Source organism: Ensifer sp. D2-11 (assembly GCF_054161295.1).
Genome location: NZ_CP096434.1, coordinates 1405258 through 1425444, shown reverse-complemented (window position 1 = coordinate 1425444; position 20187 = coordinate 1405258). Strand labels below are relative to the sequence as shown.

Sequence of the window (20187 nt, the reverse complement as noted above, 5' to 3'; positions counted from 1 at the left end):
CGGGCCAGACGGGATCCGGAGGTCGGACCGGCCGGCATTCCGGCCAGTCCCCGAACGTCATTGCGCGAAGAGAGCCTCGAGCTGCTGCATCATCTGCTCGGAGGTGATCTGGCCCGTCAGGGCCTGCTGCATTGCGGTCTGCCAGGCGGTGTTGACGAACTCGGATGTCGCCGTGTTCTGGGGCAGGACCTGCGCGAAGGGCAGCGACTGTACGGTGGCATCGACGAAGCGGCGCTCATGCAGGTTCCAGTTCTCCGAGCCGCTCTTGGTCACGGTCAACTGGCCCGTCGCCTTGTTGAACTCGACGTTGTTTTCGGCTTCCGCGAGGAACGAGATCCATTTCCAGGCTGCGTCCTTGACCTCCGACGAAGAGAAGACCGCCAGCGACTCGTCTCCGTAGGACGTCCAGCGGCCGCCGCCGCATTCCGGTACTGGCACGGCCGAGACCTTGTCGCCGAGAGCTTTCACCATGTCGTTCGACGAGCCGATGTGATGGATGGTCATCGCCGTTGTGCCCTTCTTGAAGGCGCCGGTGATTTCCTGGAATCCGTCGTTCGGAGCCGACGGCGGGATCGCCTTGTCCTTCTGGAAGAGGTCGATGAGCCACTGGTTTGCGGCCACGGCCTGCGGCGTGGTGAGGCCGCCGGGCTCGAGCTTGGCGCCTTGCGACAGCACGAAGGCGCCCCACTGATCCCAGCCGCCCTTGCCGCCGCGGAGACCGAAGCCGTAGGTGTCCGGCGCCTTGGTCAGCTTGATCGCGGCATCGCGGAACTCGCCGCAGGTCGTTGGCGGCTTCAGGCCGGCCTGCTCGAAAAGATCGGCGCGATAATAGAGGTAGAGCACCACATACTGGACGGGAAGGTAGTATTGCTCGCCGTCGGGACCTTTGTTCAGGTCGAGAAGATTATCGAGCAGGTCCGCTTTGCCGGACCAGGCGTCAATACGCTCGCCGAGGGGTTCGAGCGCACCCATTTCGATCAGCCGCGGCTGGGCGAAGAGCTTGACCATGGCCGCATCCGGAGCGCTGCCACCGACGAGCGCGGTATAGAGATTGTCGTAGTAGCTGTTCCACGGAACGTTTTCCGCCTCGATGTCGATGCCGGGATTGGCGGCCTCAAACTTGGCGACCAGGTCGTCCATGGGGTTTTCCGGGTTGTCGAAGTGGTACCAGAAGCGCACGGTCTCCGCCGATGCGGCATTCGCGGCGAGCGAGGCCGCAAGCGCGGCGCCGATGGTGAAAGTCCTCCAGATTTTCATTGTCTCCTCCTCTGAAAATCGAACTCAGGTAGTTGCCATTCGAGCCGCCGCTCGTCCCGCCGCGGCCAGCGCATCCCGCGCGGCGGCAAGTTCGAGCGTGTTCTGCAGGAAACCATGCGTGACGCCCGGTACGATCGTCGCCGTCTCGCTGCGACCAAGCGCGCGAAGGCGTCGCTCGAGGGCGAGGGTGTCCGATAACAGCGGGTCGACCCCGGCCGCCATCAGGTGAAGCGGGGGAAGGGCGGCGAGCGCGTCGTCCGTGGCCAGCAGAGGACAGGCCAAAGGGTCGGCGGATACATCGCGATCGCCCACATACCAGCGCCAGTAGCGCTGCATCTTGCCCGCGGTCAGGCCCGGTCCGTTTTCGAATTCTTTGTATGAAGCGGTCTCGAAGTCGCCCGCGTAGGTGCCGTAGAAAAGCAGCCCGCCTGCGACCGGCGGAAAGCCGGCCGCCTGTTCATGCATTATCGCCGCGAGCGCAAGATTGGCGCCGGCGGAATCGCCCGCAAGGATTAGAGGACCGGCTACGAGACCGAGCGCCCCGGTGACGAGGCGGGATTGCCGGATCGTCGAGATTACGTCCCTGAGCCCGGCCGGATATGGATTTTCCGGCGAGAGCCGATAGTCCGGGAGCAGAACCGGCAAACCGGATTCCCGTGCCAGCATCCTTGCGCAACGCTCATGCGTTTCCGGGCTGCAGAAGGCGAAACCACCGCCATGGACGAAGACGACCGCACCGGGCGCAGGACGATCGGGCACCAGCACCTTGATGCGCACCCTGTCCGAACCAAGTTCGGCGACCGGATCGATCCACGTCTGCGCGACGCGTGCCATCACAGGCTGTTGACGATTCCAGCGGCGGTTACCCTCTTCGGACAAAAGCCGTCCTTCGGCCGCCGGCATCAGGGTCGGATCGATCTGAGTCCCCGTTTCCGCCGCGACACGGGCGAGCAGCGCTGCCATTTCGGGCGAGAGCCGCGACATGTTTGCCGCGCCGCTCATTGGGCGCCATCCGGAAAGACGTCCGGTCCCAGGTCGACGATCGTTGCGATGTGATGGCTGAGGGCAACGCTTGTCCTGGCGGCATCGCCGCTTTCGATTGCATCGAGGATTGCGCCGTGGCGTTGCGCCGTCGCGATGAGATCGCGCGGTGTCGTGCTGCGCGAGATCTTGAAGCGATGGTTATGGACGAGGCAGCGGTGCAGGATCGGATCCAGAGCCGGCAGACGCGCGTCCTGGAAGATGCGGCGGTGAAAGTCCCGGTCGAAGGCGGCGAGCTGAAGCTCGTCGCCGGACCTTGCCGCTTCCGTCATTTCGTCGAGCAGGGCCTTGAGGTCCGGCACGAGGTTGCGGCTCGGGGCCTGCAGCACCCGCACAATGCCGTTGCATTCAATCTGTTGCCGCACCCGGAACATCTCGACAGCCTCTGCCTCCGTGCATTCGGAGACCTGTGTGCCGCGATGGCCCTGACGGCGCACAAGCCCCTCTTCCTGCAATTGGAGCAGCGCTTCGCGCACCGTGCCCTGGCTGCAGGAAAAATGGGCGGCCAGCTCCAGTTCCGTCAGCGCCGTTCCGGCCGGTAACGTGCCAAGCATGATGTCACGTTTCAGCGCATTGAAGGCTGCCGTCGACTTCGCAGGCTTGCCGGCGTTTCGGCCATTCGGTGCTGCGGGGAAATAAGTCATCGTTGCGGCCTGCGGAGTTGCCAATCGCTATTCCGATGATTATTGATATTGATATCGATAATGGAGGTCAAGGCCCGATCGGGCTGACGGAGGAGATTTCGTGACCGCAATCGCATTGAGGCAGATCCGGAAGTCCTATGGCTCTCTGCAGGTCATCCATGACATCGACATCGAAATTGCGAGCGGCGAATTCCTGGTGCTCGTCGGCCCTTCCGGATGCGGCAAATCAACCCTATTGCGCATGATCGCGGGTCTGGAGGAAATCTCCGGCGGCGCGCTCGACATCGGCGGCAAGATCGTCAACGCGCTGCCGCCCTCCGCCCGCGACATTGCAATGGTATTCCAGGACTACGCGCTTTATCCGCACATGAGCGTGCGAGAGAACATGGCCTTCGGCTTGAAGATGCGGGGCGCGAGCGAGACAACGATCGGCCGACGCGTTTCGCATGCCGCCGAGATCCTCAAGATCCAGCCCTTTCTCGACCGCCGTCCGGCTCAGCTCTCAGGCGGCCAGCGCCAGCGCGTCGCTATGGGACGTGCGATCGTGCGCGAACCATCCGCCTTTCTGTTTGACGAACCGCTTTCAAACCTCGATGCCGCCTTGCGCGTGGAGATGCGTTTGGAAATCGCGAAGCTGCACAACCGGATGAAGGCGACGACCGTCTACGTCACCCATGATCAGGTGGAGGCGATGACGCTTGCCGACCGGATCGTGGTGCTGAACGCGGGCGTCGTCGAGCAGATAGGTCCGCCGCTCGATCTCTACCATCGTCCCGAAAGCCTCTTCGTTGCGCGCTTCATTGGCAGTCCGACCATGAACACCATGCCCGTGGATCTGCTCGATGCGCGTAGCGGGCGATGCACGATTCGCCATCGCGGCCGCGCGTTGGCCGTTTCGGACGTCGACCTGTCGTCGGGCGGGCCCGGAATTCTCGGCATCAGACCGCAGGACCTGTCACCCTGCCGGGCGGATGAGGCCTGGTTCACCGGCGAGCTGGCGGTTGCCGAACGGCTGGGCAGCCAGACCTACGGCTATGTCGAAATCGGTGAGGGACAGATGTTGACGGTCGAATTCCCGCGCGATGCCGTAATCCGGGTGGGTGAGCGGCTTCACTTGCGCGGAAACCCCGAAGCCTTTCACCTCTTCGATGCCGGATCGGGCCGCCGGCTGAACTGACCTGCCCGGCGCGCTCACCATTCGAGCGCCGGCCGCGTGATCATGAGCCAGAAGATTGCGAGGACGGCGCCGAAGGCCGGGAAGCCGAAGGCGAACCATAGGCGGAAGAGTTGATGATAGCGCTTCGGCAGCGGCTCGCCGGCCATGCTTGCCGTTTCGGCGAGCCGGCGCATTTCCATCTGCATCCACACGACCGGCAGCCAGAATGCACCTGTGACCACGTAGAGGAGAAGCGAAAGCAGGATCCATCCTTCCGTGAGCGAATAGCCGACGTTCCAGGCAAGGGCGATACCCGTGACGGGCTGCAACACCACGGCGGTGGCGGTGAAAAGAAAATCGGCGATGACGACGATGCGGGCGACGGCCGCGACCGTTTCCGTGCGGCCGGTCCGATGCGCCAGAAGCATGAAGAATGCGATCCCGGCACCTGTGCCGAGGAGGACGGAGGCGCCGATGATGTGCAGGAACTTGAGAACGAAGTACAGCATCAACGCTCCTCCAGGATTGCAAGGGCAGCGAGATGCAGCACCAGGATGGGCCAGATCTTCAGAAGCGGTCCAAGCGGCTCGTTCCACAATTCCGGGAGCAGGGCCGTTCCGGCGATCGCATAGAAAAGCGAGAGGCCGACCGCGCCATAAAGGCCGATGCGGCTGGTGCGGCGAAACGCAATTGCCATGCCGATCAGGATATCGGCGAGGGCTCCGGCGATGACGCTCGGCCCCGCAAGAACGCCGGCGCCTCCCCGTTCCATCAGATCAACGCCGATTTCATATCCCGATGTGAGCGAGATGACGCCCGTCGTGATCCAGAAGAGCGAGAGGACGACGAAGATGACGGGTTTGAGCAGATAGAGCTTGGCGAACCAGCGCTCCTGGACGGAAACCGGCGTTCTCGCCAGCGCGTCTGCGAGCGCCACCGGTTCTATCCCGGTTTTCTCGACCCATGCCCGGACGTCGCCGACAGCGCCGCGCACGATCTCTTTCTGCGCGGTGCTGCGGGTCGGCGGTCGCCAGCCCAGCGCCCCGGCGATGTCACTGAGCTTGTAGGTGAGATTCGCAAGCTGGGTTGGCATGTTCACGACGCGAGCAGCGGGCCATCCGAACCAACGCCTGTAGGTGCCCACCACGTCCTTGAACGACAGGGCCTCGGGCCCCGCAACCTCGAGGGTGAGCCGCGAAGGAGCATTCGGGTCGACGAATATCTCGACCGTCCGCACCACGTCCTCGAGGCGCACGACCTGAAGCAATCCGGTATTCGGCATGACCGGCAGCCAGGGCAATGCGGCGAGGCCCCTGAAGAGAGCACTGGCGCCGTAGGCTCCAGGGCCGAGCACGACGGAGGGGCGCAGGATGACCCAGTCGAGATCGCATGCCATCAGCGCTTCGTCGCCCTGAAGCTTGGTACGCGAAAAGGGCGAGGGCTGGGCCCTGTCGACTCCCATTGCCGAGAAGTGGATGACCCGGCGCACGCCCGCCTGCTCGCAGGCTTTGAAGAGGGCGGCGGGACCGCGGGCATGGACTGCCGTCGTGTCCTCCCCCGGACCGTCCTGGAGCGTTCCCGCGCAGTTTACCACGGCATCGATGCCTGAGAGATGCGGCAGCCAGTCTTGAGAGCCGGCGGACCGAAGGTCGAGTTCCAGGGCCTTGCCGGCCGTGTGGGAGCTTGGTGCCGAGCCGGGCCGGACCACGCGGACGATCTCGCTTCCACGGCCCTGGAGCCCCGCGCACACGGCGGCGCCGATCAGGCCGGAGGCGCCGACCACAAGTACTCTCGTCATTCGTCCTCACAATCTTTCCGGACGAGCCGCTATTCGCACTCGCCCTCCGTCCGACGCCAAAACAACTGCGGCAAGGAAGATGTTCCTTTTGACTTGACCTCCGATTTTTATGCGGCACTCTCCCGCTGGAAGAGTCTTAAGACCCTCTCCGCGAAGGCTCTCGACAATCGCCAGCCCTACTCTATTTGGATCGGGGCGGTGCTGGATGCGAAAAGGTGGCTATAGCACTTTGATTTGCTGCACGTTTTTGTCTTCGAATCAATCGGGATTCAAGGAAGGACGCAGTGGAGAGGAAGACGAGTCGTTCGCCTGACATCGGGAGTGTCGGCGAACGTCTCGGGTGTGGTTGAGTACAAGGGAGGAGAATTTTATGCGGTTGATTTCCATTTCCACGACGATTGCATTCGGCTTCGCTTTTCAGGCGCAGGCCGCCACTGAACTGCAGTGGTGGCACGCAATGACGGGTGCCAATAACGAAATGATCGAGGAACTCACCAAGGAGTTCAACGAGAGTCAGAGCACCTACAAGGTGGTGCCTGTGTTCAAGGGCACCTATCCCGAGACGCTGAATGCCGGGATCGCGGCTTTCCGGTCGAAGCAGCCGCCGGCGATCATTCAGGTGTTCGATGCCGGCAGCGGCACGATGATGGCCGCCGAGGGCGCGATCGTGCCGGCAGCGGAGATCCTCCAGAAGGGCGGCTTCACCTTCGACAAGTCGCAATATCTGCCCGGGATCGTCGCCTATTATTCGAAGCCGGACGGAACGATGCTGTCCTTTCCGTACAACTCTTCCTCGCCCATCCTTTACTACAACAAGGACGCTTTTCAGAAGGCAGGCTTGAACGTCGACAACCCGCCGAAGACCTGGCCGGAAGTCTTCGAAGCGGCGAAGAAGATCAAGACGAGTGGTGCGGCGCCTTGTGGAATGACGTCGACCTGGTTGACGTGGATCCAGACGGAGAACTTCGCCGCCTGGAACAACGTGCCCTACGGGACCAACGAAAACGGCCTCGGCGGCACTGACGTGAAGCTGCAGATCAACGCACCGCTCTATGTTGAGCATTTCCAGGCGATTGCGGATCTCGCCAAGGACGGCGTCTTCCGCTATGGCGGTCGCACCTCGGAGGCAAAGCAGCTCTTCACCTCAGGCGAATGTGCCATCCTGACCGAATCTTCGGGCGGTCTCGGCGACATCGCCAAGAGCGGCGTGAACTACGGTATCGGCCAGCTGCCCTATTACGAGGGCCACGGGCCGCAGAACACGATCCCCGGCGGAGCGAGCCTCTGGGTATTCGCCGGCAAGTCGGACGAGGAATACAAGGGCGTAGCGGAGTTCTTCAGCTTCCTTTCTCAGACTGAGATTCAGGCCAAGCTGCACCAGGTCTCGGGCTATATGCCGGTCACGATGGCCGCTTACGAGGAAACCAAGAAATCTGGCTTCTACGAGAAGAACCCCGGGCGCGAAACGCCGCTCCTGCAGATGATGGGCAAGGCGCCGACCGAAAACTCCAAGGGCGTCCGGCTGATCAACCTGCCCCAGGTCCGGGACATCCTCAACGAGGAGTTCGAAGCGATGCTGTCGGGGCAACAGGATGCCAAGGCGGCGCTCGACAAGGCGGTCGAACGCGGCGACGCCGCAATCGCAGCAGCAATCAGCAATTGATCGAAGCAGTGCCCGGCGCCGTCTCCGATGGCGCCGGGCTTTCTGCGGTCATGCCGCCCTGACGTGGTCTCGGGCCGATCCGGCCCCGAGATCATCGTGATCCAGGAGATTGCTCGTGCAGCGTGTCGTCTTTCCGAACAAAATTCTCCCTTACTTGCTCGTCGCTCCGCAGATCGTGTTGACGATCGTCTTCTTCTTCTGGCCGGCAAGCCAGGCGCTCTACCAATCGGTGATCCGTGAAGACCCGTTCGGCCTGAAAAGCGGCTTCGTTGGTTTTGCCAATTTCAGCGCCGTGCTATCGGAGGCGAATTATCTCAATTCGCTGAAGGTCACGGTGATCTTCAGCGTCCTCACCGCGCTGCTCGCGATGGGCGTTGCCCTGCTTCTCGCCACGGCTGCCGACCGCGTCGTGCGCGGGAAGACCTTCTATCGCACACTGCTGATCTGGCCCTACGCCGTCGCACCGGCCGTCGCCGGCATGCTGTGGCTCTTCATGTTCAATCCTGCGATGGGCACCTTCGCCTATATGCTGAGGCGCAACGGCTTTCACTGGGATCCGCTGCTGAACGGCAATCACGCCATGATCCTGATCGTCGTTGCCGCGGCCTGGAAACAGATCAGCTACAATTTTCTCTTCTTCGTCGCCGGGCTCCAGGCCATACCCAAATCGCTCATCGAAGCGGCGGCGATCGACGGAGCGCGCGGCGCCCGGCGTTTCTGGACGATCATCTTCCCCCTGCTGGCGCCGACGACCTTTTTCCTGCTGGTGGTCAACACCGTCTACGCCTTCTTCGATACCTTTGGCATCATCCACTCGGTGACGGGCGGAGGGCCGGCAAGAGCGACGGAAACCCTGGTCTACAAGGTCTATAACGACGGCTTCGTCAATCTGAACCTCGGCTCGTCCGCGGCCCAGTCCGTGATCCTCATGGCGATCGTCATAGGCCTTACCGCGTTTCAGTTCCGGTTCGTCGAAAGGCGTGTCCACTATGGATGAAATCGCCAATGATTGAAAAGCGCCCCATCTCCAATCTGATCGGGCACCTGATGCTCATCATCGGCATCATCATCGTGGTCTTTCCGATCTATTACACCTTCGTCGCCTCGAGCATGAGCTCGGTCGAGATCATCCGCCCGCCGATGCCGCTTGTTCCCGGCACGCGGCTTGCCGAGAATTATGGTGAAGCTCTTTCCGGTGGTGTCGAGCGTGTGGTCGGTGTCAGCCTGGAACGCTTGCTGTTCAACACATTCGTGGTGGCGATCGCGATCGCCGTCGGCAAGATCGTCATTTCCTTCCTCTCGGCCTTCGCCATCGTATTCTTCCGTTTTCCCCTGCGCATGGTCTTCTTCTGGATGATCTTCATCACGCTGATGCTCCCGGTGGAAGTCCGAATTCTGCCGACCTACAAGGTGATCGTCGACCTCGGGCTGATCGACACCTATGCGGGACTGACGCTTCCCCTGATGGCGTCGGCGACGGCGACTTTCCTGTTCCGGCAGTTCTTTCTCACCATCCCGGGCGAGCTCGTGGAAGCGGCCCGCATCGACAATGCCGGGCCGTTCCGCTTCATGCGGGATATCCTGCTGCCGCTTTCCAAGACCAATATCGCGGCACTGTTTGTGATCCTCTTTATCTACGGCTGGACCCAATATCTCTGGCCGCTGCTGGTCACGAATGACAGCCGGATGAACACGATCATCATCGGCCTCAGGAAGATGGTCGATTTCACTGATGCGTCGACCCCGTGGAACTACGTCATGGTGACCGCCATCCTCGCGATCATCCCGCCCGTCGCGGTGGTCGTCCTGATGCAGCGCTGGTTCGTCAAGGGCCTCGTCGAAACGGAGAAGTAATGGCAACGATCACTCTCAAGGATGTCCACAAGACCTATCACGGCGACATCGCCGCCATCCGCGGCGTTTCGCTGGCGATTGCCGACGGCGAGTTCATCGTGCTCGTCGGGCCTTCTGGCTGCGGAAAATCGACGCTGCTGAGGATGATCGCGGGGCTCGAGAGCATCACGTCAGGCGAGATCTCCATCGGCGACCGCGTCGTCAACGGGCTGGAGCCTTCCGAGCGCGACATTGCTATGGTCTTTCAGAACTACGCGCTCTACCCGCATATGACGGTCCGCCAAAATCTCAGCTATGGCCTGAAGAACCGCAACACGCCGAAGGAAGAGATCGAGCGGCGTATTGCTAAGGCGGCGAAATCCCTGGAGATTGAGCCCTACCTTGATCGTAAGCCGCGGCAGCTTTCAGGCGGGCAGCGCCAGCGTGTAGCCATGGGGCGCGCCATCGTCCGGGAGCCTGCCGCCTTCCTGTTCGACGAGCCTCTCTCGAATCTCGACGCCAAGCTCAGGGTCCAGATGCGCGTCGAGATCAAGCGCCTTCAGCGGGCGCTCGGCACGACCAGCGTCTACGTCACCCACGACCAGCTGGAAGCTATGACGCTCGCCGACCGCCTGGTGGTTCTGAACGGGGGCAGGATCGAGCAGGTCGGTACGCCGATCGAGCTGTACGAGAAGCCGGCGACGGCATTCGTCGCAACTTTCATCGGCTCGCCTTCAATGAACCTTCTCGATCTTAATACCGGCAATGCTGCGTGGTCCGCTCCGGCGGCTCTCCTTGATAAGCCGGGACTTGCTACAGTCGGAATCCGGCCCGAAGACATTACTCTCGTCGCCGGCCCAGACGGCGGCGATCGCCTCAGAGCCCGCGTGCGCGTCGGCGCCGTGGAACTCGTCGGCGCCGAGAGCTACGTGCACGGCACCCTGGCGAACGGCGAGCCGCTCGTCTTCAGGGTTGCCGGCCGCTCCCGCATGGCCATTGACGAGGAGGTCGAAGTCGCAGCGGTGGCGGAAAGCCTTCACTGGTTCGATGCCGCCGGCCAGCGCTTGTAGCGCGGGCGCGGCAAGGATACCCCGCTCACCAATTTTTGCGACCCGCTGTCGGCGCGGCCTTTCCTCCTACGTCCTTGTAGGTGGCCATTCGGCATTTGGGAAAAATCAGGAGAACCATGATGATGAAGTTGTATGGATTAGGTCCGACGCGCTCGCTTCGCGCCCGTTGGGCGCTCCAGGAGCTGGATGCGGAGTTCGAGTTCGTGCCCGTCAACATAGTGGCGGGCGAGGCCCATCACCCCGACTTCCTGCGGCTCAATCCGGCGGGCAAGCTTCCGGTGCTGGTCGATGGCGACTTCGTCCTGACGGAATCTGCCGCGATCGTCATGTATCTGGCGGAGAAGTATGGTGACAAAGGGCTTATGCCAGCGGACCTGAAGGAGCGGGCGCAGGCATATCGATGGTCTCTGTTCGCAGTCACCGAACTCGAACAGCCGCTGTGGCGGATGGCCAAGCACACGTTTCTTTATCCCGAGGAAAAGCGGTTGCCGGAAGACATTGCGCTCGCCAAGGAAGAATTCCTGGCCATGGCAGCGGTGCTCGAACAGCACATGAAAGGGCGGGAATTCATCGTCGGCGACAGGATAAGTATCGCCGATTGCGTCACCGCCTATGTTCTGGACTGGGGCAACGGAAACGGCCTGCTCGACGCCTTTCCAAATCTCACTGCCTATCTCGAGCGGATGTATGCGCGCCCCAAGGCGCCGCAGCGGATCGCGGAGGCATTTGCGAGCCTTCAGAGTTAGAGCTGGTTCGAAATCCCCTCTGGCCTGCCGGCCATCTCCCCCACAAGGGCGCACAAGGGGGGAATGTCAGGCGGGGCAGAGGGGGTGGCACCTAGTCCCGCTCTGCCGCTCCGCGCCGTTGTGCCCTTAATCAGGCACGACCACGAGCTTGCCGACGAAGTTCTTCGCCATGAAGTCCGTCTGTGCCCGATGGAATTCCGATAGCGGATAGACGCCGCCGACGAGCGGCCGGATCTTTTTCTCCTCGATATAGCGGACGAGGCGGCGGAAATCGGCGCGGCTGCCCTGGCTCGACCCGTGCAGCTCCAACTGCTTCAGATACATCGTCCTGAGATCGAGCTGCACGACCGGCCCGGCGATTGCGCCGGCGGTGGTGTAGCGGCCTTCCGGGCGCAGGATCTTCAGGAGATCGTTGAAGAGGGGACCGCCGACGAGATCGGCGACCACATCGATCGGCCGGCCGCCGCTTGCCGCCTCCACCGCCTCGGCGAGGTCGCCTTGACCGCGGGTCACGACGGCTTGTGCGCCGATGTCGAGCATCGCCGCTTCCTTGCCCGGTCCGGCAACGGCGATCGGAACGGCGCCGCGAGCGCGGGCGAGCTGGATGATCGCGGAGCCGACACCACCCGAGGCGCCGGTCACGAGCACGGTCTCGCCGGCGGCAAGCCGCGCCCGTTCCAGCATCCGCTCGCCGGTGAGATAGGCGCAGCAGAAGGTGGCAAGCTCGATATCGGTCAGGTCGGTCGCGACCACATGGGCGTTTTCGGCCGGAAGCGCCATATATTCGGCATAGCCGCCATCGCGGCCATGCCCCATGTAATCGATGTCGGCAAGACTATCGTCGTCACGGTTGTAGATCGAGAAATCGACCATGACGCGCTCGCCGATGCGCACCCGGTCGACGCCCTCGCCGACGGCGACGATATGGCCGACCGTGTCCGTACCCTGAATGCGCGGGAAGGTCAGTGTGTTGCCGTGGCGGCGCCAGGTCGAGACGGCGGACGGATCGTCCTCCGTCCCGTAGGCGCCTTCGCGCACCCAGACGTCGGTATTGTTCATGCCGCAGGCGGTGACCTTGATCAGCACCTCGCCCGCAGCCGGAGCCGGGACGGGAACGTCCCGGCTGTAGACGAGCTTCTCCAATCCGCCGTGCCCCGTCAAAAGCACCGCGGTCATGGTCTTCGGAACCGAATGAATCATGCCCATTTCCTCAGCGGCCGAGTACGGACTGGATGGCGTCGGCTGCCGCCTTGACGACGATGTCGGCTTCGTCCCGCGTCAGGCAGAGCGGCGGCGCAAAGCCGAGAATGTCACCCTGCGGCATGGCGCGGCCGATGACGCCGCGTTCGAGGAGCGCTGTTGCGACCTGCGGTCCGACCTTGCGGCCCGGATCGAAGAAGGCGCGATCATCCCGGTCCTCGACGAACTCGATCGCCGCCATCAGGCCGTCGCCGCGCACTTCGCCGACATGGCGATGATCGCCCACGGCTTTTTGCAGTTCGGCCCGGAAATAGGCACCCGTCGAACCGGCATTCTCGACGATGCCGAGTTCGTCGATCAGTTCCAGGTTCGCGATGCCGGCGGCGGCGCAGATCGGATGGGCCGAATAGGTCCAGCCATGGCCGATTGCGCCGAGCTCGTCCGAGCCCTTCACCAGCACCTGCCAGAGCTTGTCGGAGACGATCGTGCCGGAAAGCGGCGCATAGGCAGAGGTCAGGCCCTTGGCGATGGTGATCAGGTCCGGCTTGATGCCGTAATGGTCGGAACCGAACATGGTGCCGAGACGGCCGAAGCCGGTGACCACCTCGTCGGCGACCAGCAGGATATCGTATTTCTGGAGGACAGCCTGGATCTTCTCCCAGTAGCCCTTCGGCGGCGGCACGATGCCGCCGGTGCCGAGGATCGGCTCGCCGATGAAGGCGGCAACGGTGTCGGGACCTTCGGCGAGGATCATCTCTTCCAACTTGTCGGCGCAATACTGCGAGAATTGCTCTTCGCTCATCGAGCGATCAGGACGGCGGAAGTAGTAGGGCGCTTCGGTGTGCAGGATCGGCGCCCGCGGCAGGTCGAAGGCGTTGTGGAAGAGATGAAGGCCGGTCAGCGAACCGGTCATCACGCCCGAGCCGTGGTAGCCGCGCCAACGTGAGATGATCTTCTTCTTCTCCGGGCGGCCGAGAATGTTGTTGTAGTACCAGATCAGCTTGATGTTGGTTTCGTTGGCGTCGGAGCCCGAAAGTCCAAAATAGACGCGGCTCATGCCTTCCGGCGCCCGGTCGATTATCATCTTGGAAAGCCGGATCGACGCTTCGGTGCCGTGGCCCACATAGGAATGGTAGTAGGCGAGGTTCTTAGCCTGTTCGGCAATCGCGTCGGCGATCTTCTGGCGGCCGTAGCCGACATTGACGCAATAGAGGCCGGCAAAGGCATCGAGGCTGCGCTTGCCCGAAATGTCGGTGATGTAGACGCCTTCCCCGCCGTCGATCACGCGGGTCGGGGTCTCGCCGCGCGCATGCATCCCCATATGGGTCGAGGGATGGAAAAAGTGGTCGCGGTCCCAGGCGGTGAGTTCGTTGCTTTTTTCGAGCATGGTCTTTCCTTTCATGAATCTGGAGCATTTCGGCCGAACCGCAAAAAACGCTCTATCCTGTTGTTTTCACGCCATTCCATTCGCAAACCGCTGCGCAGTTTTGCTGGAATTGCTCAGGTCAGGCAGCGGTGTCGATGCAGAGATATTTGAGCTCGGTGAAGGCCTCCGTGCCATGGCGGGAGCCTTCCCGGCCGAGGCCCGATTGTTTCCAGCCGCCGAAGGGGATTGGGCCGCCGGTGATCTTCACCCGATTGATTGCCACCATGCCGTATTCGAGGGCGCGGGCGAGCCGCATCTGGCGGGCGCCGTTTTCGGTCACGACATAGGCGACGAGCCCGTATTCCGTGTCGTTCGCCCGCGCGACCACTTCGTCTTCGCTGTCGAAGGCGGTTACGGCCGCGACGGGGCCGAAGGTCTCATCGCGCATGATGAGCGCGTCATCGGGCACATCTGTTAAAAGAGTCGGCTGGAAAAAGAGCGGCCCGGCGGCGTGGCGCTTGCCGCCGACGGCGAGCCTGGCGCCCAGCTTTAGCGCATCCGCAACCTGTTCCTCGACCTTGATGACGGCGCGTTCGTGCATCAGCGGACCGATATCCGTATCCGACTCCATCCCGGAACCGACTTTCAATCGCGCAATCCGTGCGGCAAAAGCTTCCTGGAACGCCTTGAGAACGGGCCGCTCGACGTAGATCCGATTGGCGGCGAGGCAATCTTGTCCTGACGTCGCGAACTTCGCGGCAATCGCAATATCGGCGGCTTTCTCGACATTCGCATCCGCAAAGACGATCAGGGGGGCATGCCCGCCTAGCTCCATCACCAGTCGCTTCATCGTCGGTGCACATTGGGAGGCGATCAGGCGGCCGATTTCGGTAGAGCCGGTGAAGCTCATGGCGCGCACCCGCGCGTCCTCGCACATTCGTCCGACGATCGTTGCGGCTTTGCCGGTGACGACATTGAAGACGCCCGCGGGAAGGCCGGCGCGCTCGCCGAGCTCGGCCAGGGCGAGAGCCGAAAGAGGGGTTTCGGAGGAAGGATGCGCCACCACGGTGCAGCCTGCCGCAAGGGCGGCGGCCGCCTTCCGGGTGATCATCGCGGAAGGGAAGTTCCAGGGCGTGACGATGCCGACGACGCCGAGCGCTTCGCGGCGCACGATCATTTCGGCCCCGGCAAGATGGCTCGTCACGCTCTCGGCATTGAGCCGTTTGCCTTCCTCGGCATACCACTCGATGAAGGATGCCGCGTAATCGATCTCGCCGCGCGACTCGGCAAGCGGCTTGCCCTGTTCAAGGGTCATCAACAGGGCGAGATCCTCGCGGGCTTCGAGCATCAGGTCGTGCCATTTGCGCAGGACGGCGGCGCGCGCCTGCGGCAGCATATTGCGCCAAGAACTGAATGCCTTTTCCGCCGCGTCGATCGCCTCGGAGGTCTGGGCAGCGTCGAGCGAGGCGACGAAGGCGAGGGCGGCGCCGCTGGCCGGGTCGCTCACCTCCAGGCATGTACCGTCCCGCCCGGCAACCCAGCGGCCGCCGACATAGGCCAGCTCCCGCAGCAATTGCCGGTCGTTCAGGTTTTTCAACGCGTCGTGAAAGGTTGTGCGCGCAAAGACGGCGGTCATATCGGTTCTCCTCGACTGTTGCGGGAAGAGTGCCATGCTTGACGAGAGAGATTGTCCAATCGGCGGTGACGGCGGAGAGAATTTGACCAAAGTGGGGGCAATGGGGAGAGAGATTGTCTATGTGGCGTCCCGATGCGCAGGGGCTGGCTACACCCGCTGCCGACTATTCCTGCCCTGCCGGCGCCTGCGGTAACAGCGAGCCGAAAGGCAGCACCGTTTCTTCCTTGACCGTCTTCGTGACGATGTAGGTGAAATAGCGGTCGATGCCGAGTTCCCTTTCGAGCAGCCCGTCCACCAGCCGCTGGTAGGCGTCGATGTCCGCCGTCATGATCTTGAGGATATAGTCGACCCCGCCGCCCACCGACCAGCAGGCGACGATCTCGGGGATGGCGGCGATGGCGCGCTCGAAGCGGTCGAAATCAGCCTGCCGGTGGTTGCCGAGCGTCACCTCCATCATGACGCTGGCGACCGGCGCCACGCGGCGCAGCGCAACGCGGGCGTGATAGCCGGTGACGATGCCGGCCTTCTCCAGCTTTCTGAGCCGCATCCAGCAGGGCGTCGGCGACAGGCCGGCCTTCTCGGCGAGCGCCAGCTTGGTGATACGCCCGTCGGCCTGGATCGCTTCGAGGATCCGCAGATCGATCGCATCGAGCTTCATAAAGAGGTCCTTCCGTCGGTAGTGGTCACGTCAAAGCCGGGAAATGACATTGGGTGCTCACTTTTACATTGTCAATTGAGCTGATTTTGATCACTGTTCAAATCATGACAAATTGGACGCCCGACACGACACTTCTGCGCCGCCCCGCCTATCTCTCTCTGGCGGACCAGTTCGCCCGCGCCATACAGGAGGGGAGACTCCAGAACGGCATGCGGCTGCCGACGCATCGCAAGCTCGCAGACGATCTGAAGCTCTCGGTGCAGACGGTGAGTCGCGCATATGACGAGCTCATCCGGCGCGGCTTGATTTCCGGCGAGGTCGGACGCGGCAGCTTCGTACAGACGCGGCCGCGCGAGCCGGAGCCGCCCTATCTGCCGGAACGCCTCGGCGAATTGATCGATCTTTCGATCTTGAAGCCCGTATGCGAGCAGTACCATCTGGAAAAGATGCGGCAGGGTTTTGCCTGGCTTGCCGAGAACCTGCCGCCGAGTTCCGCGCTTTCCTTCCGCCCGAACATGGTGTTCCCGCGTCACCGCAATGTCGCGGCCGAATGGCTCTTGCGCTGCGGGCTCGATGTTTCGCCGCTCAACATCAACCTGACGAACGGCGCCACCTCGGCCATGACCGTGGCGCTGATGAGTGTCGCGCCGCCCGGTTCGACGGTCGCGACGGAGGCCATCAGCCATCATACGCTGGTGCCGCTTTCGACCTATCTCGGCATCCACCTTCAGGGTCTTGCGATCGACGCCGACGGCATGATCCCGGATGCGCTGGACGAAGCCTGCCGCAAGGGCGTGATCCGCGCGGTCTTCCTGCAGCCATCGGTGATCAATCCGACCGCGACCCTGATGAGCGCCGAGCGGCGGGCAGCGCTGGCCGAGGTGGCGCGCCGGCATGACATCGCCATCATCGAGAACGACATCCTCGGTCCCCTGGTGGAGGAACGCTTGCCGCCGGTCGCCGCACTGGCGCCTGAGCGCACGCTTTATGTGACAAGCTTCACGAAGATCACCGTGCCGGGTCTCCGGATCGGCTATCTGGTGGCGCCCGACCGTTACGTGGCCGCTGTCGCCAACCGGCATCTGGTTTCGAACTGGATGGCGACCCCCGCCATTGCAGAGATCGCGACGCAGTGGGTGAGCGACGGCACGGCGATCGATCTCGTGAACTGGCAGCGCCGGGCGCTTGCCGGTCGCCACGCGATTGCCAAGGAAGTGCTGGCAAGCCTTGCCCACCACACCCACCCGCAGAGCCTGCATGTCTGGCTGCCGCTGCCCGAGGGGCACCAGGAAGACGCCTTCGTTTCCCAGGCGCGCTTGCGCGGGGTGGCGATCGCACCGGGTGCGTCCTTCCGAACGGCCGACAGCGGCTGGCGTCCGGCGGTCAGGATATCGCTCGGCTCGACGACCGAGCAGGAGCTGAAGTCCGGGCTCGGCATCGTCGCCTCTCTGGCGCTCGGGGAGCCTGAGGCGCTGCTGCTCGTCATTTGAGGCGAATGCTCAGCTTTTGAGCACCTTTCGAATAATTGTCATGATATTATTATTCAGATTGACATGATTTCGGAACCGGATCATCGTTAGGACATTAACGGATGGCGCCCAGAAGTGTGCAGCGGTCTGGAGCGACGCCATGCGCTTTAGTCTCAAAGGGAGAGGCGTGAATGTCCCAGCCGATCATTCGCATCGACAACATCGTCAAGCGATACGGTCCCCTGACCGTGCTCGACGGCTTGTCGATGGAGGTGATGCCGGGCGAGAAGCTGGCTCTCATCGGGCCGTCCGGTTCGGGTAAGACGACGATCCTTCGCATTCTGATGACGCTCGAGACCATCAGCGACGGCTTCATCCAGGTCGACGGCGAGCAGCTCTATCACATGAAGAAGGCGGGCAGCCTCGTCCCAGCCGACGAGCGGCATCTCCACAAGATGCGCGAGAAGATCGGCATGGTCTTCCAGCATTTCAACCTGTTTCCTCATAAATGCGTTCTCGACAACGTTACGCTGGCGCCGATGCTGACCAAGGGCATGGCGCGCGCTGCGGCGGAAAAGCGCGCGATGGAACTGCTCGACATGGTGGGCCTGGCCGACAAGGCCAAGAGCATGCCGGCACAGCTTTCCGGCGGGCAGAAGCAGCGTGTTGCGATCGCCCGGGCGCTGGCGCTCTCACCCAAGATCATGCTTTTCGACGAGGTCACCTCCGCGCTCGATCCCGAGCTCGTGGAGGAGGTCCTGAACGTCATGCGCAAGCTCGCGTCCGAGACGGACATGACCATGCTGCTCGTCACCCACGAGATGGGCTTTGCCCATGATTTCGCGGACCGGGTGCTTTTCTTCGACCGCGGCAAGATCGTGGAGGAAGGAAAACCCGAGGACATTTTCCGGCATCCCAAGCAGGAGCGCACACAGACTTTCCTGCGCAAGATCATAGCGGCAGGGCACCGCGTCTAAGCCTCACGGCCGACATTGCCTCAAGGAAAACATCGAGAGAACAGAGGAGTTGGGAACGATGAAACTGAGAGATTTCATGGCAATGGCGGCAGGCGCCACGGCATTGATGGCAGTTGCTGCGGCCACGCCGGCCGCGGCGGACGAAAACAAGCTCGAGGAGCTGAAAGAGCAGGGCTTCGCGCGCATCGCCATCGCCAACGAACCGCCCTTTACCGCCGTCGGAGCCGATGGCAAGGTCTCCGGTGCTGCACCGGATGTCGCCCGCGAGATCTTCAAGCGGCTCGGCGTTGCCGACGTCGTCGCCTCCATTTCCGAATACGGCGCGATGATCCCGGGCCTGCAGGCCGGGCGCCATGACGCGATCACCGCCGGTCTCTTCATGAAGCCGGAACGCTGCGCCGCCGTCGCCTATTCGCAGCCGATCCTCTGCGACGCCGAGGCCTTCGCGCTGAAGAAGGGCAACCCGCTCGGCCTCAAGAGCTACAAGGACATCGCCGACAATCCGGACGCCAAGATCGGCGCACCGGGCGGCGGTACCGAGGAGAAACTGGCCCTCGAAGCCGGCGTGCCGCGCGACCGTGTCATCGTGGTGCCGGATGGCCAGAGCGGACTGAAGATGCTGCAGGACGGGCGCATTGACGTCTACTCGCTGCCGGTCCTTTCGATCAACGATCTCGTCTCCAAGGCGAACGACCCGAACGTCGAGGTGCTGGCGCCCGTCGAGGGTGCGCCGGTCTATTGCGACGGCGCCGCCTTCAGGAAGGGCGACGAGGCGCTCCGGGACGCCTTCGATGTCGAGCTCGCCAAGCTGAAGGAGTCGGGCGAATTCGCGAAGATCATCGAGCCCTACGGCTTCTCGGCCAAGGCTGCGATGTCGACCACCCGCGAAAAACTCTGCGCCGCGAAATAAGCCCGGGCTGGGGCTTCCCGCCGCCTTCCATTCGCAGCACGCGGAGGAAGGCGGTGTGGGCGGCGGCAACCAAGCCGAAACTCTGACTGGAACAACGAAACGATGATCGACTGGTCCGGCTATATCGGATTGATCCTGCAGGGCGCCTGGGTGACCGTGCAGCTGACCCTCATGGGCTCAGCGCTCGCCGTCGTGGCTGCCTTCGCGGCCGGCCTCGGGCGCCTCAGCCGGTTCATGGCCGTGCGCGCGCTTGCCACGACCTATATCGAGTTCTTCCGCGGCACCTCTATCTTCGTGCAGCTCTTCTGGGTCTATTTCGTATTGCCGTTCGCCGGCATAACGCTGACGCCGCTGCAGGCGGGCGTCCTCGCGCTCGGCCTCAATGTCGGCGCCTATGGAGCGGAGGTCGTGCGGGGCGCGGTAAAGGCGATCGGCCGCGAGCAGCGCGAGGCCTGCATCGCGCTCAACCTCACGCGCTTCCAGGCGATGCGCCACATCGTCCTGCCCCAGGCGCTGCCTCTGATGCTGCCCACCTTCGGCAACAACGCGATCGAGCTCCTGAAGGGAACGGCGGTTGTCTCGCTGATCTCGCTTAGCGACATGACATTTCAGGCCCAGGTGGTCCGCGCCCAGACCGGCAGCACGCTGATCCCGTTCGCGACCATTCTGCTGCTTTACTTCGTCATGGCCTGGCTGATCTCGCTTGGCATGCGGTGGCTCGAGAGGCGCGTTTCGCGCGGCCTCGACGGTGTGAGGGTCTGAT

Annotated in this window: 19 protein-coding genes; 10 read left to right on the top strand and 9 right to left on the bottom strand. The window is 62.9% G+C overall.

All coding sequences use genetic code 11. From position 1 onward, the window contains the following. Positions 1-57: 57 nt before the first annotated feature. The 3 genes from M1D34_RS23770 to M1D34_RS23760 are packed head-to-tail and all read right to left on the bottom strand — an operon-like array spanning position 58 to position 2942. Entirely contained in the window at positions 58-1257 is a 1200-nt protein-coding gene (locus M1D34_RS23770; protein ID WP_498782574.1) for an ABC transporter substrate-binding protein, read from the bottom strand. 24 nt (positions 1258-1281) lie between these two features. After that, on the bottom strand, positions 1282-2259 hold the full coding sequence (locus tag M1D34_RS23765; protein ID WP_498782572.1) for an alpha/beta hydrolase: 978 nt from the start codon (positions 2257-2259) through the stop codon (positions 1282-1284). After that, entirely contained in the window at positions 2256-2942 is a 687-nt protein-coding gene (locus M1D34_RS23760) for a GntR family transcriptional regulator (protein WP_498782570.1), read from the bottom strand. Before M1D34_RS23760 ends, M1D34_RS23765 begins: the two co-directional genes overlap by 4 nt. Before the next feature lie 100 nt (positions 2943-3042). On the opposite strand from M1D34_RS23760, the gene M1D34_RS23755 reads away from it, so the two are divergent. Then, positions 3043-4119 (top strand): ABC transporter ATP-binding protein, encoded by a 1077-nt coding sequence (locus M1D34_RS23755; protein ID WP_498782568.1) that lies wholly within the window; start codon positions 3043-3045, stop codon positions 4117-4119. A 14-nt stretch (positions 4120-4133) separates the two neighbouring features. Here M1D34_RS23755 and M1D34_RS23750 read toward each other — a convergent pair whose 3' ends face one another. Both M1D34_RS23750 and M1D34_RS23745 read right to left on the bottom strand, forming a co-directional pair. Next, a complete protein-coding gene (locus M1D34_RS23750; protein WP_498782566.1) occupies positions 4134-4607 on the bottom strand; it encodes a DUF2269 family protein in 474 nt (157 codons plus the stop codon). Continuing rightward, a complete protein-coding gene (locus M1D34_RS23745; protein ID WP_498782564.1) occupies positions 4607-5896 on the bottom strand; it encodes an SDR family oxidoreductase in 1290 nt (429 codons plus the stop codon). The genes M1D34_RS23750 and M1D34_RS23745 overlap by 1 nt, the downstream gene beginning before the upstream one ends. 370 nt (positions 5897-6266) lie before the next feature. Between M1D34_RS23745 and ugpB the strand changes: the two genes are divergently transcribed. From ugpB to M1D34_RS23720, 5 genes are all read left to right on the top strand, one after another. Continuing rightward, on the top strand, positions 6267-7559 hold the full coding sequence (ugpB, locus tag M1D34_RS23740) for a sn-glycerol-3-phosphate ABC transporter substrate-binding protein UgpB (protein ID WP_498782562.1): 1293 nt from the start codon (positions 6267-6269) through the stop codon (positions 7557-7559). Between the two features lie 115 nt (positions 7560-7674). Next, on the top strand, positions 7675-8556 hold the full coding sequence (ugpA, locus tag M1D34_RS23735) for a sn-glycerol-3-phosphate ABC transporter permease UgpA (protein ID WP_498782560.1): 882 nt from the start codon (positions 7675-7677) through the stop codon (positions 8554-8556). 8 nt (positions 8557-8564) lie between these two features. Continuing rightward, positions 8565-9413, top strand: coding sequence for a sn-glycerol-3-phosphate ABC transporter permease UgpE (ugpE, locus tag M1D34_RS23730; RefSeq protein ID WP_127641487.1), 849 nt, complete (start codon positions 8565-8567; stop codon positions 9411-9413). Next, the gene (locus M1D34_RS23725; RefSeq protein WP_498782558.1) at positions 9413-10462 is read left to right on the top strand and encodes a sn-glycerol-3-phosphate import ATP-binding protein UgpC; all 1050 of its coding nucleotides are present in this window, start codon (positions 9413-9415) and stop codon (positions 10460-10462) included. The genes ugpE and M1D34_RS23725 overlap by 1 nt, the downstream gene beginning before the upstream one ends. Before the next feature lie 119 nt (positions 10463-10581). After that, positions 10582-11208 carry a glutathione S-transferase family protein gene (locus M1D34_RS23720; RefSeq protein ID WP_498782556.1) on the top strand — a complete coding sequence of 209 codons (627 nt, stop codon included), beginning with the start codon at positions 10582-10584 and terminating at the stop codon, positions 11206-11208. 126 nt (positions 11209-11334) lie between these two features. On the opposite strand, the gene M1D34_RS23715 is transcribed toward M1D34_RS23720, so the two are convergent. The 4 genes from M1D34_RS23715 to M1D34_RS23700 form a co-directional block, all read right to left on the bottom strand. Then, on the bottom strand, positions 11335-12408 hold the full coding sequence (locus M1D34_RS23715) for an alcohol dehydrogenase family protein (RefSeq protein WP_498782554.1): 1074 nt from the start codon (positions 12406-12408) through the stop codon (positions 11335-11337). Between the two features lie 10 nt (positions 12409-12418). After that, positions 12419-13795 (bottom strand): aspartate aminotransferase family protein, encoded by a 1377-nt coding sequence (locus tag M1D34_RS23710; protein WP_498782552.1) that lies wholly within the window; start codon positions 13793-13795, stop codon positions 12419-12421. Between the two features lie 118 nt (positions 13796-13913). Then, positions 13914-15410: an NAD-dependent succinate-semialdehyde dehydrogenase gene (locus tag M1D34_RS23705; protein WP_498782550.1), complete on the bottom strand. Its 1497-nt coding sequence runs from the start codon at positions 15408-15410 to the stop codon at positions 13914-13916. A 163-nt stretch (positions 15411-15573) separates the two neighbouring features. Then, positions 15574-16068, bottom strand: coding sequence for an Lrp/AsnC family transcriptional regulator (locus tag M1D34_RS23700; RefSeq protein ID WP_003525883.1), 495 nt, complete (start codon positions 16066-16068; stop codon positions 15574-15576). 104 nt (positions 16069-16172) lie between these two features. On the opposite strand from M1D34_RS23700, the gene ehuR reads away from it, so the two are divergent. The 4 genes from ehuR to ehuC all read left to right on the top strand — a co-directional run bounded on the left by ehuR (position 16173) and on the right by ehuC (position 20186). Then, complete coding sequence (ehuR, locus tag M1D34_RS23695; protein WP_498782548.1) at positions 16173-17558, top strand: MocR-like ectoine utilization transcription factor EhuR; 1386 nt, start codon at positions 16173-16175, stop codon at positions 17556-17558. Positions 17559-17728: 170 nt separating this feature from the next. Next, positions 17729-18514, top strand: coding sequence for an ectoine/hydroxyectoine ABC transporter ATP-binding protein EhuA (gene ehuA, locus M1D34_RS23690; protein WP_498782547.1), 786 nt, complete (start codon positions 17729-17731; stop codon positions 18512-18514). A gap of 58 nt (positions 18515-18572) precedes the next feature. Then, positions 18573-19424 (top strand): ectoine/hydroxyectoine ABC transporter substrate-binding protein EhuB, encoded by an 852-nt coding sequence (gene ehuB / locus M1D34_RS23685; protein WP_003525887.1) that lies wholly within the window; start codon positions 18573-18575, stop codon positions 19422-19424. A gap of 102 nt (positions 19425-19526) precedes the next feature. Next, entirely contained in the window at positions 19527-20186 is a 660-nt protein-coding gene (gene ehuC, locus M1D34_RS23680; RefSeq protein WP_498782544.1) for an ectoine/hydroxyectoine ABC transporter permease subunit EhuC, read from the top strand. Position 20187 lies beyond the last annotated feature (1 nt).

Bases quoted from the DNA above. Each gene is read 5' to 3' on its own strand.
- M1D34_RS23770 (WP_498782574.1), bottom strand. From the start codon at position 1,257: ATGAAAATCTGGAGGACTTTCACCATCGGCGCCGCGCTTGCGGCCTCG.
- M1D34_RS23765 (WP_498782572.1), bottom strand. From the start codon at position 2,259: ATGAGCGGCGCGGCAAACATGTCGCGGCTCTCGCCCGAAATGGCAGCG.
- M1D34_RS23760 (WP_498782570.1), bottom strand. From the start codon at position 2,942: ATGACTTATTTCCCCGCAGCACCGAATGGCCGAAACGCCGGCAAGCCT.
- M1D34_RS23750 (WP_498782566.1), bottom strand. From the start codon at position 4,607: ATGCTGTACTTCGTTCTCAAGTTCCTGCACATCATCGGCGCCTCCGTC.
- M1D34_RS23745 (WP_498782564.1), bottom strand. From the start codon at position 5,896: ATGACGAGAGTACTTGTGGTCGGCGCCTCCGGCCTGATCGGCGCCGCC.
- ugpB (WP_498782562.1), top strand. From the start codon at position 6,267: ATGCGGTTGATTTCCATTTCCACGACGATTGCATTCGGCTTCGCTTTT.
- ugpE (WP_127641487.1), top strand. From the start codon at position 8,565: ATGATTGAAAAGCGCCCCATCTCCAATCTGATCGGGCACCTGATGCTC.
- M1D34_RS23725 (WP_498782558.1), top strand. From the start codon at position 9,413: ATGGCAACGATCACTCTCAAGGATGTCCACAAGACCTATCACGGCGAC.
- M1D34_RS23720 (WP_498782556.1), top strand. From the start codon at position 10,582: ATGATGAAGTTGTATGGATTAGGTCCGACGCGCTCGCTTCGCGCCCGT.
- M1D34_RS23715 (WP_498782554.1), bottom strand. From the start codon at position 12,408: ATGATTCATTCGGTTCCGAAGACCATGACCGCGGTGCTTTTGACGGGG.
- M1D34_RS23710 (WP_498782552.1), bottom strand. From the start codon at position 13,795: ATGCTCGAAAAAAGCAACGAACTCACCGCCTGGGACCGCGACCACTTT.
- M1D34_RS23705 (WP_498782550.1), bottom strand. From the start codon at position 15,410: ATGACCGCCGTCTTTGCGCGCACAACCTTTCACGACGCGTTGAAAAAC.
- M1D34_RS23700 (WP_003525883.1), bottom strand. From the start codon at position 16,068: ATGAAGCTCGATGCGATCGATCTGCGGATCCTCGAAGCGATCCAGGCC.
- ehuR (WP_498782548.1), top strand. From the start codon at position 16,173: ATGACAAATTGGACGCCCGACACGACACTTCTGCGCCGCCCCGCCTAT.
- ehuA (WP_498782547.1), top strand. From the start codon at position 17,729: ATGTCCCAGCCGATCATTCGCATCGACAACATCGTCAAGCGATACGGT.
- ehuB (WP_003525887.1), top strand. From the start codon at position 18,573: ATGAAACTGAGAGATTTCATGGCAATGGCGGCAGGCGCCACGGCATTG.
- ehuC (WP_498782544.1), top strand. From the start codon at position 19,527: ATGATCGACTGGTCCGGCTATATCGGATTGATCCTGCAGGGCGCCTGG.